The sequence below is a fragment of the Pseudomonas sp. NPDC096950 genome, from assembly GCF_044762525.1.
Taxonomy (GTDB): domain Bacteria; phylum Pseudomonadota; class Gammaproteobacteria; order Pseudomonadales; family Pseudomonadaceae; genus Aquipseudomonas.
In genome coordinates this window covers 173,421-185,807 of record NZ_JBIWEL010000003.1, presented here as the reverse complement: position 1 = coordinate 185,807, position 12,387 = coordinate 173,421, and the positions used below count along the sequence as shown (strand labels likewise).

The window sequence follows — 12,387 nt, the reverse complement described above, 5'->3', positions numbered from 1 at the left end:
CCTGCTCTAGAACCTCCGCCGGCGTTGCGTCTGCGCTGGGCAAATCCTGGGTAGCAGCCGGGCACATCCCCTGTAGGAGCGAAGCTTGCTCGCGAAGGCGTCGGCACAGTCAATGACAATGTCGCCTGACACACCGCTTTCGCGAGCAAGCGTTCAAACGTAAAAAACCCGCACGGTGATGCGGGTTTTTTATTGTGTTCAGGCCCGCGAGAGGGTCATCTTTTCTATCAGTGCGGCGACGTCCCTTGCCCCAAAACAGCGAAATTTAACGCTGCCAGCGTCGGTATCCAGACGAACGATCTTGGTCACAAACCCACCCTCAATGGTCACCTTGCGGATCATCGCCAGCGGCAGATCAATATCGAGGGTCCCCTCCTGAACCAGGCGGTTCAAAGCACTGGCGCTCAAGCGAACCGACGTTCGGGTCAGCGCCATCTTCCCGCCCACCCACAACCCACCGTTGGCTTGCTTGAAAGCCTCCATCACCCTGCTTAACGCACCGACATTGCCGCTGCCGGCGATCGAATAAACATCATCCGCCAGGCCGTAATTCACCTCAGCGTCGGCCACCAGAAAATTGACCCATTTGGACTTAACAATCTCTTCGGCCATCTGTACGTCTCCATAATGTGTGTCGCCGTCCTGAGATGCAGACGCCTGTTTTTTCGTGAGCACAGGATCGTCGCTATACGCGTCGCCCCATTTGGCGGCCAGTATTCATATTAATATGCCATCACACAATCAATGAAGTGCATCCGCCTGGATGCCCTTACTCCTCAAACCGTCCCGGCCCCTCACGATCATGCTCATAGTGTTTAGCGAGCGGAAACGCCGGCAACCAGGATTCGCGCCGGACGATCCAGCTTTCGTAGGTAGGTTTGAGTTGATCCGGGGTGTCGAGAGAGCCCAGATTCACTTCGACTTCGTCGCCAGTGCGGGCGAAAACCGATGAGCCACAGCGTGGGCAGAAAAACCGTCCAGCGTAGTCCTGTGTTTCTCCAGTGATGGTCACCGCATCTTGAGGGAAAATCGCGGAAGCGTGAAACAGTGCGCCATGGTGCTTGCGGCAGTCGAGGCAGTGGCAGATGCCGACGCGGTAGGGTTGGCCTGTCGCCACGATTCGGACGTCGCCGCATAGGCAGCCGCCGGTGAATGAGTTCATGGGGCTTCTCCTGGGAGGTTGAACCGTTGGAATGTTTAACGCTAGCAGTTGGGGGAGATTGAGCGCTTCCTCTATATGGAGAAAGTGTCCTGCGCGGCCTTGATCTCAGATGCAGATCTCGGCGAATCAGGATTGATCAAGATGCTCATGAATGTGCCGCACCAGCTCCACAGCCGCCGCACTCGCAGTGCCTTTTGATCTCACCAGCGAAATCGCAAACGGCGGCAAATCCGGTAAGTTCGCCTCGGCAGATAAGATCTCCAGGCCTGGCGGCACTGCCGACTTCAACCACGCCGACACGGCCAGATCGCTGCCGACCATCGCTCGCGTTGTCTCAAGGTTGCCGTTATCAAATACCATCTTCCATTGTCGATCCTGGCCTTCCAGAGCAGCGATCACTGGCTCACGAAATGCACAAGTCTCGGCAACCAGCGATACCGCCAATGGTGTGTTCAGGAAGGCCGCTCCACCGCTGGCGCCGACCCATACCAAACGATCGATCATCAGGCATTCACCGTTAGCCCCCGCGGCCGCTTCCTCAATAATGGCCAGGTCCAGTGCGCCTTTGTCGACTTCATTTTTCAGCTCTAGCGACGAGCCACATTTGAGTGACAGCTCCACCTGCGCATTCGCCTCGACAAACGCCTTGAGGATTGGCGCAATCCACGCGCCGGCGAGGTCGTAAGGGACACCCAGGCGCACCCGCCCCTGGAGCGTGCTCCCCTTCACGTCCGCCCAAATCTGCTGGTTAAGCGTGAGCATTTGCTGGGCCTTGGTAAACAAGCGCTCACCAAGTGGCGCGAGGCGAATGCCGCGCCGATCACGTAAAAACAACACCCCGCCCAGCACTTCCTCCAGCCGTTTGATCTGTTGACTGACCGCTCCTTGGCTCACATGCAGATGCTTGGCAGCCACCGTCATGCTGCGTTTTTCAGCGACCACGACGAAGCTGCGCAGGAGTACCAGATCCAGAGTCTGCATAGCATTAGGGTTCCTAATATTTAGCATTACAAACATTAGCTTTAATGCTACTTGGCAACAGGCTATTAAGTCGAGACCACTTAAGGAAACTCGCCATGCCAGGTTCAATACTTCCGCTTCTACTCTTCGTTATGGTCGCCACTTTCAGCCCGGGCGGCGCAACCACCTTGGCGACAGCCTCCGGAGCAAATTTCGGTTGGGTGCGCTCACTTCCATTGCTTGCGGGCATCTCATTTGGCTTGGCGCTGATGGCCGTCGCGGCGGCTGGCGGTCTGGGCAGCCTGATCCTGGCGGCGCCGTCGCTGCAATTGGCGATGAAACTGATGGGGTCGCTTTATCTGCTGTGGCTGGCCTGGCAGATCGCGAAACGAGGAAAACCCGGTAACGCCGCGGTCAACGAAAAGCCCGCAAGTTTTCTCACGGGCATCTGGATGCTTTTGCAAAACCCCAAAGGCTGGGCGATGACCCTCAGCGCCGCCGCATCATTCGCTTCGCTGACACCGGGGCCGGCGTCACTTGCGTTGCTGCTGAGCCTGGTGTTTGGCATATCTTGCATGTGTTCGCTGGCGCTGTGGTGCGGCGCCGGATTGGCGCTGTCGCGGCAATTGAAGAGCGAACGACAATGGCGATTTTTAAACATGCTGCTGGGTGCGCTGCTGGCTGTGTCTATTGTGCCAATCTGGCTTTAGGAACCTCTGGCTAAGCGCTTGACGCCCTGCCAGTAAATACGTGGAAAGTTTCAGGCTAGCTTCTCTCGCCCCATAAAAAAGCCCGCTGACCGTTAACGTCCAGCGGGCTTTTTTCTCTAAGTCAGCGATACAAGGCATTGCGAATGGGTGGTCTTGTTAATCAGAGAGCCATGTCAGCCGCTGCCTTTTCTTCCATCGGTTTGCCCTCCTCTTTTTCAGCACTCGGCGTAGCGGCTTGACTGATCACCGGTGGCGGCATCAGCTCAAGAATCTTGGCGGTATAGGCCCACTCTTCCGCCACTTTCGCCGGATCGTCGTTAAGTTGGGTCCCGTAGCTCGGGAGGATCTGATGCAGTTTCTCCTGCCAGGCGGGCGTCGCGACTTTGTCTTTGAAGACTTTCTGCAGCAAGCTCACCATGATCGGTACCGCGGTCGACGCGCCTGGAGAAGCACCTAGCAAGCCGGCAATCGTGCCGTCCTGGGACGTAACAATCTCCGTGCCCAGTTTCAGCACGCCACCGGCAGCTTCGTCACGCTTGATCACCTGCACGCGCTGGCCCGCTTGCCACAGATGCCAGTCTTCGGCCTTGGCGTTGGGGAAGTACTCTTTCAAAGCACTGAGCCGATCCTCGTCCGACAGCATCAGTTGGCCGGCCAGGTACTCGACCAGTGGATATTGTTTGATGCCGACGCGAGTCATCGGCCACACATTGTCTACCGTGGTAGTACTCAGCAGGTCCAGAAAGGAGCCCTGCTTGAGAAACTTGGTACTGAAAGTTGCGAATGGTCCGAACAGGATCAGGCGCTTGCCGTCCAGTACACGTGTATCCAGATGCGGAACCGACATGGGCGGCGCCCCCACCGACGCCTGACCGTAGGCTTTGGCCAGATGCCGCTCTGTTATGGCCGGGTTTTCTGTCACCAAAAATGAGCCGCCGACTGGAAAGCCCGCATATTCCCTGGCCTCGGGAATACCCGACTTCTGCAACAGCTTCAGCGCGCCACCACCCGCACCAATGAACAGGAACTTGGCATCGGTTACGTTTTCGCTCCCGTCTTTGAGATTTTTATAGCTGACGCGCCAACTACCGTCCTCGTTTCGAGTGATGTCGCGCACTTCGCTTGACAGCTTCAAGGCAAATTTCGGCGAGGTTTTCAGGTAACCGACCAGTTGGCGGGTCACTTCTCCAAAATTGACATCAGTGCCATTGGGATTCCACGTGGCCGCGATTTTTTGCTTGGGATCACGCCCTTCCATCATGAGCGGAACCCATTGTTTGATCACGGCCGGGTCTTCGGAGTACTGCATTCCGCGAAACAGCGGGCTAGCCTGCAACGCCTCATAACGCTTTTTCAGAAAGCTGGCGTTGGCATCGCCCCAGACGAAGCTCATGTGCGGGGTGGAATTGATGAACGAACGCGGGTTCTTCAGCACCCCTTGCCTGACCTGCCAAGCCCAGAACTGCCGGGTCAGCTGGAAGCCTTCATTAACCTCAACGGCCTTCGAGATCGTGACGTTTCCGTTCTCGTCTTGCGGCGTGTAATTCAACTCGGCCAAGGCCGAATGACCTGTGCCCGCGTTGTTCCAGCCATTGGAGCTTTCCAAGGCGACACCGTCGAGGCGCTCGACCATCTCCATCGAGAGGCCCGGCTCCAATTCATTCAGCCACACGCCCAAGGTTGCGCTCATGATGCCGCCACCGATCAGCAGTACGTCGACTTTTTTGGCCTCTTCGGCCTGCGAATGCACAGCGCCAAAAGACAGCGTTAAACCGGCAAGAATGTGTCTCAGTCTTTTCGTGTTCATCTTGTGCTTCTCCCGCAAATTTACGGTCATCCTTACCGCTCAGTTGGCTCTATCGTTGGTGATAGGAGGTAAAGACCTGGTGAGAAGCTTCAAGATCAAGCATCACGTGAATCCAGGATCCCTATTGGGTTCCATGCTCGGCACCCAATGGAATCAGGGTAACGAGGATCGAAGAGTCCTGGTCAGGTGTATGCGTGCTTTTTGTGCCAATTTGCATTTAATTACAGCCACATTCGTGAATTCATGTGGTTGCCGGCAAATGCGACGTTAGTTTTGGTCGAAAAATTAGCGTTTCACGGGAGGCGTCTATCGGCCCTAAGCGGACGGTGGCAACCGGCAGAAATCGTCACAATCTTCTCGATGCCCCCGACATAGTGTCCGAAACGATTCACGAACGTCGCTTCCTGATCGAACAGTCCGCCTAGAGCAGCCATGTCGTGATCATTCCAGGCAGCTTGGAATGCACCTGGCACATCTTCAGGATTTTTCATCTTGGTCATACCGGTGTGCCGCATGTCTATTGGCTGACAAGGTGCAAGCCAAGTCTCTGCACCTGCCATCAGATCTATTAATCAACAACCACAATCTGCGTCAGCCCTACCCGCTCGGCCTGTTCTAAAACCTCCGCCGGCGTCGCGTCTGCGCTGGGCATGATCAGGCTATTCTCGCCATCCCCGAAATGCAGTTGTAGCAGGTGCATCGCCGCCTCGTGAATGGGCAGTTGAGGCTGCTTGAGATCGAACACGTGGGTGCGGGGCTCGCCGTCGAACAGGTATTTCAGGGTGTAGTAGCGCATGGTTGATTCTCGTCAGGGAAGAAGTGCCGTTAACAATCCCGACTTGATTAATCAGTGCTTGGTTCAACTATTCGGCGTTTGGTGGTTGCTTCTCGGGCACTATAAAACTCACTGTCGTACTGGTGAGGATTTTGTGAGTCGGGTCGGCGACTTCCAGAAGAACTTTGTGAGTTCCGGGCGTCAGCCCAACCAGGATGATCGGGTCTTCACTGGTATGCGCCCATGTACCTTTCCAGTCATCGACGGTCACATGGAGGTGGCCGAGACGGGGTGAGACGTCACCCGCCGCTTTGCCAAATACCGGCATGATCCTGGCGTGCTCTGTTCGATACTGGATGATGACAACACCGCGGGCGAGCGGCTCGGCAAGCGGTGGATAGGCAGTGAGTTTGGGCAGCGCCTCGGATTCCAATGGGAGTATTGCCGGTGGGTGATGGGTATCTGCTTCTCCTTGACCGAATGCGGCGATGCAAACAAAGCTTGCGAAGGCAAAGACAAACAGATTTCTGAGCGCGAGGGACATGGAGTTTTTCTCCAGCGTGATCTTATTCAAGGCTAGATCAAACCGACCCATTGTCTATGCTGCATCGAACGGTTGAACCGACAGGCAGAGTCAGTCATTCAAAACCGCCAAGACGCGCATACCAGACCGCTAAAGCTGCCATCGTCTCTATTGATCAACCACCTCAATCTGCGTCAGCCCCGCCCTCTCAGCCTGCTCTAAAACCTCCGCTGGCGTTGCGTCTGCGCTGGGTATGATCATGTTTAACGGCGCGCGTTTAAAGACACTCAGTGTTACGTCATAAGCGGCTACAACGCCTTGCGTCGTTGCCTACGCGTACGCCAGAATCCGCCGGCTTGTGCGGCTGTGGGGTGGGCTATATCGTTTCCGGGTCACTGCAAAACAGTGATCGGGTTTGGTAGCCCGCCTCGAAAACATCCGCATGGCGGCACCTTATGTAGTCTCTTTTTGGGACTCAGCTTTATATGGTGGTCATGCGTGGGGCTCCTTGCGAGCGCCGGGTTTCCCGTTTTCGACCGGTCTACCAACCCACGTATGGCCGCCACCCCTCGTTTGGTAGCGAAGGTGATGGCTCCTTAATCTTAAGTTCGAAAATGGGAGTTTCATCTATGTTCAAAGTTACACCTAACCCCCCAAATACCGGTCCAGTGCCCTACGACGTCTCTTTTGATCTTGACCCCAAGAAACTGAAAGAGTCGGCCGACCGCGCGCTCAACTATTACCTGAACCCCGGGGCGACGAAAACGCAGATAGCGCCCCGCAAGCGCAGCACCATCTTCACCATCGACGCAGCGGTGGATGACGAAACGTTGCTCGTCGAGGCCAGCGAATCGTTCGCAGAAGCCCGCGAGATGGTCAACGATCTCGTCGACCTCGATGACGCCCCGCGACGCCATACGATGCGGGTGCTGCACCGGGTGATCACGATGGGTGAACTGGCGGTCAATCGCGTACTGGATAACCACAAGCCCGGGTAGCAGCCGGGCACTGTGGGAGCGGGCTTGCTCGCGAAGGCGTCGGCACCGTCAATGACTGTGTCGCCTGACACACCGCTTTCGCGAGCAAGCCCGCTCCCACATTCGATCAGAGATCGGTTTACTTCCCCGCCGCTACGAACTTACCGCTGGTGCTCGCATTAGCGACCACTATCTGCATCGTGGGGTTATTGGTTTGGGTGTTTACCATCTGGTAGGTAATGGCGAGATCCGTCGCCGTATTGTTCACACTGCCAGAAACCGGAGACCCTGCCGGCCAGTTCCATACCGGGGCGATGCTGCCGCCCGTGGCAGGCGTCAGTAAAATCTGACCTCCGAGTGACGATAGGGTATTGGACACACCGTTAACATAGGCTTGCTGTTGGGTGGCGCGGATTACCGTGCCGGGAACCGGCGATGTCGCCCATTCTCCCCCCGTCAATAGTCCATAGTTGACAGTAATGTCAGCGCCGCTTGAGTTGAAAATCTCGACAGTAAGGGATCGTGCGAACGTGCTCATCCTTGACCTTCCATTTGATTATTTGCGCATGACATCTGCGACCTCAGAGTAGTAGCAAAGGGCTATTCAACAATGTTTTTTTGTGGATAGCGGGACAGTTCTATTTTCTGGATAAATAACCCATTGAATAAATCCGCGATCTATTTCAGATATCATTCGAGCGTTTTCAAGCCCGGTAGAACGAGATGAATCGTCAAAAAAAATTACAGCAACTGTTCAAGGCTAAAGCCAAGAAGGCCAGTGCCAAACTGGCGCCGCAAAAAAAGGATAAGTACATCAGTAAAGCCGACCGGTTGAAGCTGGAGGCTGAAGCCGATCCGGACGCCATCAGTGCCTCTGAAAGCTGATCCATGAGCGACGATTCCTACACGCGATACATACGCTTTCAGACGCCCGATCCTGGCATTGCCCCACGGGAACAGGCGCCGATGCTTGTTCAGGAGAAAGCCTGGGCGTATGAGCGTGCTTCCGGGCATCGTTTCAGTTGGATCGCGGTGTTGCTCCCGCCGTTGTGCTTTGGCCCGGTTCTGCCGGGTCTCGCGTATTTACTGGGGCTGTTGCTCTATCGATCGTTGTTTGCGCCTGACGTGGATATCGACCGGATCGTCGGCGCGTCTTATGGCTGGCTTGCACTGGCGACGCTGCTGTTCATGACAGCCTGGGTGTTACGCAACTATCTGCGCGATACCCGCGACCCGACCAAACGCTACTGGCAGTCGATGCCGGATGAAGGGCTGGTCGAGCTTGAGCGCCATTCTCTGGAATCAGGCATCAACCTGTGGTCTTCCGATTACGACCCGGACTGCAACACCGTTATGCAATGGAAAAACGGCAAGCTTGAAGGCGTGCAAGACAGCGGTGTGTCGCAATGGGTCGTGGCGAAAACCACTGCGGGTCACTGGCTGGTGCTGAAGGAACAATTTCCGGGCAGTTTCAGCTACGGACGGGAGGGAAAAATGCCCGCGCCGGATAAGCACATGCACCCCGGCCAGGAACTGGCGATCGCCTTCGCTCCCGGCACCAACCTCTCTCTCGGTCGGCGCTTCAGCGGCGCACCGATGACATTGGTGAACACGCCATATTGGCTGTCTGCCGATGAGCTCAAGCGCCTTGCCGATGTCGCCCATCACTGGACCTTTTTTCCTCCCGATCGCTACGCCGTGGTCAATCAGCAAGATGCCGAATGGATACAACGGCTGGTGGACAAGGCGCAAGCCAGCGTCGGGCCCTGTCCGGAACGTCAAACTTCGACGACGGTTTAGCTCGGCACCGCCAGCCCTACTTTCACTCGGTCCAGCGCCACGATGGTCTTGAACCAGGTCACGTTGGCGTTTTCAGCAAACAAACGCCGCGCTAACGCCTGGTATTCCTGCATGCTGGCCACCGTCAGCACCAGGACGAAATCCACTTCGCCGGTGACGTAGTAACACTGCTGAACTTCGGGCACCGCGAAGTGTGCCTTCATCGCCTCCAGCGCCTCGATGCTGGTGCGCTCGGCCATGACTTCCACAATGATCGTGATCGGCCGGCCGACGGCGGTGGGGTCGACGATGGCGACATTGCCGGTGATGACGCCCCGCTCCTCCATGCGCTTGATGCGCCGCTGCACGGCAGCCGTGGAGAGATTAACCTGCTCGGCCATCAGGCGCAGCGGCGTGGTGTTGTCGCGCTGGACGAGATCCAGGATGGCGCGGTCGAATTTGTCCAGCGATTCGGATGCAGCGTCGTTTTTGATCATGGTAGGCCGCGAGAAATTTTCTCGAAAACTACCAGAAAACCGAGGCCCTTTATCCAGTCGTGCGAAATATTATCTTGCCCACAGTCTGCATCCGCAGCCTGAGTCGGGAACTCACAAGGATATTTTTGGCATGGTCGCTTTGTTTCATCTCTCCCCGGTTTTGTTGGTGACAGCCATGCTCGTGGTGCTGCGCCGGCCACCCGTTCACGCCGCTATCGCCGGCACCCTCCTCGTCATCGTGCTGTGGCTCGCCGGCGCTGCGGATGCGTGGCAGCCGGGCAGCATGGTGGCGGCCGCGCAAGATACGGCGGTGCTGTTTGCCAGTACGGCTTTCGTGATCGTGCCGGGGCTGGCCTTCGTGATTTTTATCGAGCGCCTGGGCGTCAATCTGACGCTGAGTCAATGGGTGCGCTCGCTGGGTTTGGGGCGCGGCAATCAGGTGGTGTTTATCGTTCTCGGGCTGGCGCCGTTGCTGGAAGCGATGACCGGGTTCGGTGTGTCGTTGATCGCCACGGTGCCGCTGCTGCTCAGCCTCTTCGAGCGCCGGGTCGCGCTGCGCATTGCGCTGACCGGCATGGCGATCATGCCGTGGGGAACGTTGGGCCTGGCCTCGGTGATTGGCGCCTCGCTGGCTCACCTGGATGCCACCGCACTGGCGTCGACCTCGGCACTGATCAGTGCGCCGGTTTTTCTGGCCCTCGGTGCGATGGCGCTGTATCTGGCCGGCGTTCGCGAGTCGCGGGAATGGCAGGCGCTCGGCGCTTTCTGGCTGCTGTTTGTGGCGGTGCTGTACAGCGTCAGTCGGTGGCTGGGGCCGGAAGTGGCCGGCGTTGCGGCGGGTCTGGTGACAGCAGGCGCGGTGCTGGCTGCCGGGTTGTGGCGGCGGCGCAGCGAACACGGTTCGGTGCAATGGCCGCGTCAGGCGTGGCCGTATCAGGTGTTGATTGTCTCCATTGTGGCGTTGAAGACACTGTGGACGATCACGGCTTGGCAGGATCTCTGGATCGTTCAAGGCGCCCAGGTCACCTGGAAGCCTCTCGCATCACCTGGCATCGCGCTGACTCTGGTGCTGATCGGGTTGGGGTTTCACACGCGCAACGCACGACATCAGGTAGAGCCCGGCGCCAACCTTATTGTTGCGTTAACGGCCCGGGCGAAGCGGCCACTGTTGACGATTTTCTTCTTTCTCGCGATGTCGCAGATGATGGTGAAGGCCGGTTTCCTGACGGGTTTGATGCAATTGCTGGCGGGCCTGTCACCCTCCGGCGCGACTTCGCTGGTGACCATGCTCGGCGCACTGTCCGGTTACATGACCGGCTCGAACGTGGGCGGCAACGCGATCTTCATGCCGGCCATCGCGATGCTGCCCGAGCCCTCTCGATTATTGCTGGCCGCGGTACAAAATAGCTCGGCAGGACATGCGGCGCTGGGCTCGCTGTCGATCGTCATGCTGATCCTGGGACTGGCCAAAACTACGGCCACGGAAGACAGTGAGCTGGTTCGGTTCGGCTTCGTGCTGGTCTGCCTCAATACGGCGTTGGTCGCGTTGGGTGCCGGGTTGCTGAGCGCATGGTAGAAACCGGGGGGCGTCACAAACCCGTAACGCCCGCCTGCTATCTTCCTCGCGCGACCCGCCCTGTGCCCCCCCAGCAGCCTGACCCAAGGTGCCCCTCAAGGTGTTCTCAACCTCGACACGCCAGCAAATCATCCTCAGATCCAACGACATGCGCTGCGATGACTTTGGCGCGCTGTTCTCGAAGATGTTCGGCAACCGCTATGCCGACACGCCGCCCCCGCCGGGGCACATCATCATCGGCGGGGTCTATGGCCGACACGAAGGCGTGAGCTTTCGGCGCATGCACTATCGCGGCGATTTCACGGTGGCGTTTCCTGATCCGGTGGATGAAATCACCTTCGTTATCCCTACCGCCGGCACGATCGTCTTCAATCACAGAACCGAGTCGGTGGGCATCGCCCATGTCGGACTGGCCATCGACAAGGCCGATGTGCGTTCGATGCGTTTTATCGACAACCATGCGCAGCACGGGATTTCGATCAAGCGAAGTCTGATCACCGAACGGCTGTCGACGCTGCTGGGCAAGCCGATCTTGAACAAGGTGGTTTTCGAACCGGAGGTGAATCTGAATGCTGCAGCCTTCCAAGGCATTAAGGCGTTGATCGACCTGGCCACGGGGACTGAGTTCGACTTGCTGATCAACGCCGGCACGCTGATGCCTTCGCGCCTGCGGGAAATGTTGGTGGACGCGGTGCTGGAGGCCTGGCCGCACAACTTCACCCCGGCCCTGCGCCGCCCGGCGCCACTGATCGCGCCACGGCATGTGAAGCTGGCGGTCGAGTACATTCGGGAGCATCCGGATAATCTGCTCAGCGGCACGGAGTTGGCGCGGCTGAGCAACGTCAGCCAGCGTGCTTTGCAAGATGGGTTTCAGCGATTTGTGGGGACTTCGATAGTGGCCTACCAACGGCAAGTGCGTCTGGAGCGTGCCTACGATGCGCTGGCGGGTGGCGCCGCGATGTCGGTGACGGATGTGGCTTTGCGGTATGGGTTCAGCAATGTCGGCAGGTTTTGCCAGTACTTCCAGAATGCCTACGGTGTCAGCCCGGCGGAAGTGAAAAACCGACGGCGCTGACTGGGCCGTTCTACACAGTCCCTGGCACACCACAAAACCACTGTGGGAGCGGGCTTGCTCGCGAAAGCGGTGGGTCAGGCAATGTTGTTTTTGACTGTGCCATCGCCTTCGCGAGCAGGCTCGCTCCCACAGGGACCGTCGCTGGCCACAAATATTGCGAACGACACCACACCAATGTGGGAGCGAGCCTGCTCGCGAAAGCGGTGGGTCAGCCGACATCCATTCTGAATGTGCCGGCCTCTTCGCGAGCAAGCCCGCTCCCACAGGGACCGTCGCTGGCCACAAATATTGCGAACGACACCACACCAATGTGGGAGCGAGCCTGCTCGCGAAGGGGTCGTGTCAGGCGCCATTGATGTTGGCTGACCGTCCGCCTTCGCGGGCAAGCCCGCTCCCACAGGGGATGTGGGTTGTTCACAAATACTGCGTCCACTGCAGATCCAGTGTGGGAGCGGGCTTGCTCGCGAAAGCGGTGGGTCAGCCGACATCCATTCTGAATGTGCCGGTCTCTTCGCGGGCAAGCCCGCTCCCACAGGGGATTTGGGT

General features: G+C 57.8%; 15 protein-coding genes. 6 read left to right on the top strand and 9 right to left on the bottom strand.

All coding sequences use genetic code 11. The annotated features are described in order from the left end of the window. Positions 1 to 198: 198 nt before the first annotated feature. The 3 genes from ACIQY3_RS07900 to ACIQY3_RS07890 form a co-directional block, all read right to left on the bottom strand. Positions 199 to 612 carry a hypothetical protein gene (locus tag ACIQY3_RS07900; RefSeq protein ID WP_403018364.1) on the bottom strand — a complete coding sequence of 138 codons (414 nt, stop codon included), beginning with the start codon at positions 610 to 612 and terminating at the stop codon, positions 199 to 201. Between the two features lie 157 nt (positions 613 to 769). Further along, complete coding sequence (locus ACIQY3_RS07895) at positions 770 to 1,162, bottom strand: GFA family protein (RefSeq protein ID WP_403018362.1); 393 nt, start codon at positions 1,160 to 1,162, stop codon at positions 770 to 772. Between the two features lie 126 nt (positions 1,163 to 1,288). Further along, positions 1,289 to 2,143, bottom strand: a complete 855-nt coding sequence (locus ACIQY3_RS07890; RefSeq protein WP_403018361.1) for a LysR family transcriptional regulator — start codon at positions 2,141 to 2,143, stop codon at positions 1,289 to 1,291. A 95-nt stretch (positions 2,144 to 2,238) separates the two neighbouring features. On the opposite strand from ACIQY3_RS07890, the gene ACIQY3_RS07885 reads away from it, so the two are divergent. Beyond that, positions 2,239 to 2,832, top strand: a complete 594-nt coding sequence (locus ACIQY3_RS07885; RefSeq protein ID WP_403018360.1) for a LysE family translocator — start codon at positions 2,239 to 2,241, stop codon at positions 2,830 to 2,832. A gap of 160 nt (positions 2,833 to 2,992) precedes the next feature. Here the strand turns inward: ACIQY3_RS07885 and mqo are convergent, their stop codons facing one another. From mqo to ACIQY3_RS07865, 4 genes are all read right to left on the bottom strand, one after another. Next, entirely contained in the window at positions 2,993 to 4,639 is a 1,647-nt protein-coding gene (mqo, locus tag ACIQY3_RS07880) for a malate dehydrogenase (quinone) (RefSeq protein ID WP_403018359.1), read from the bottom strand. Between the two features lie 293 nt (positions 4,640 to 4,932). Next, positions 4,933 to 5,139 (bottom strand): hypothetical protein, encoded by a 207-nt coding sequence (locus ACIQY3_RS07875; protein ID WP_403018358.1) that lies wholly within the window; start codon positions 5,137 to 5,139, stop codon positions 4,933 to 4,935. A 68-nt stretch (positions 5,140 to 5,207) separates the two neighbouring features. Beyond that, positions 5,208 to 5,435 carry a hypothetical protein gene (locus tag ACIQY3_RS07870; RefSeq protein WP_403018357.1) on the bottom strand — a complete coding sequence of 76 codons (228 nt, stop codon included), beginning with the start codon at positions 5,433 to 5,435 and terminating at the stop codon, positions 5,208 to 5,210. 67 nt (positions 5,436 to 5,502) lie between these two features. Further along, the gene (locus ACIQY3_RS07865; RefSeq protein WP_403018759.1) at positions 5,503 to 5,958 is read right to left on the bottom strand and encodes a DUF6130 family protein; all 456 of its coding nucleotides are present in this window, start codon (positions 5,956 to 5,958) and stop codon (positions 5,503 to 5,505) included. Positions 5,959 to 6,566: 608 nt separating this feature from the next. Here ACIQY3_RS07865 and ACIQY3_RS07860 point away from each other — a divergent pair. After that, positions 6,567 to 6,935 carry a DUF6124 family protein gene (locus tag ACIQY3_RS07860; protein WP_403018356.1) on the top strand — a complete coding sequence of 123 codons (369 nt, stop codon included), beginning with the start codon at positions 6,567 to 6,569 and terminating at the stop codon, positions 6,933 to 6,935. Between the two features lie 118 nt (positions 6,936 to 7,053). Here the strand turns inward: ACIQY3_RS07860 and ACIQY3_RS07855 are convergent, their stop codons facing one another. Next, complete coding sequence (locus ACIQY3_RS07855; RefSeq protein WP_403018355.1) at positions 7,054 to 7,452, bottom strand: hypothetical protein; 399 nt, start codon at positions 7,450 to 7,452, stop codon at positions 7,054 to 7,056. 185 nt (positions 7,453 to 7,637) lie between these two features. Here ACIQY3_RS07855 and ACIQY3_RS07850 point away from each other — a divergent pair, with 185 nt between their 5' ends. Both ACIQY3_RS07850 and ACIQY3_RS07845 read left to right on the top strand, forming a co-directional pair. Then, positions 7,638 to 7,799: a DUF2986 domain-containing protein gene (locus ACIQY3_RS07850; protein ID WP_403018354.1), complete on the top strand. Its 162-nt coding sequence runs from the start codon at positions 7,638 to 7,640 to the stop codon at positions 7,797 to 7,799. A gap of 3 nt (positions 7,800 to 7,802) precedes the next feature. Next, complete coding sequence (locus ACIQY3_RS07845; protein WP_403018352.1) at positions 7,803 to 8,714, top strand: hypothetical protein; 912 nt, start codon at positions 7,803 to 7,805, stop codon at positions 8,712 to 8,714. On the opposite strand, the gene ACIQY3_RS07840 is transcribed toward ACIQY3_RS07845, so the two are convergent. Then, positions 8,711 to 9,190: an Lrp/AsnC family transcriptional regulator gene (locus tag ACIQY3_RS07840; RefSeq protein WP_403018351.1), complete on the bottom strand. Its 480-nt coding sequence runs from the start codon at positions 9,188 to 9,190 to the stop codon at positions 8,711 to 8,713. The genes ACIQY3_RS07845 and ACIQY3_RS07840 overlap by 4 nt on opposite strands. Before the next feature lie 130 nt (positions 9,191 to 9,320). On the opposite strand from ACIQY3_RS07840, the gene ACIQY3_RS07835 reads away from it, so the two are divergent. Together ACIQY3_RS07835 and ACIQY3_RS07830 are read left to right on the top strand one after the other, a co-directional pair. Beyond that, complete coding sequence (locus tag ACIQY3_RS07835; RefSeq protein ID WP_403018350.1) at positions 9,321 to 10,766, top strand: transporter; 1,446 nt, start codon at positions 9,321 to 9,323, stop codon at positions 10,764 to 10,766. Between the two features lie 148 nt (positions 10,767 to 10,914). Beyond that, on the top strand, positions 10,915 to 11,841 hold the full coding sequence (locus ACIQY3_RS07830; RefSeq protein ID WP_403018758.1) for a helix-turn-helix transcriptional regulator: 927 nt from the start codon (positions 10,915 to 10,917) through the stop codon (positions 11,839 to 11,841). The last annotated feature ends 546 nt before the right edge of the window (positions 11,842 to 12,387 follow it).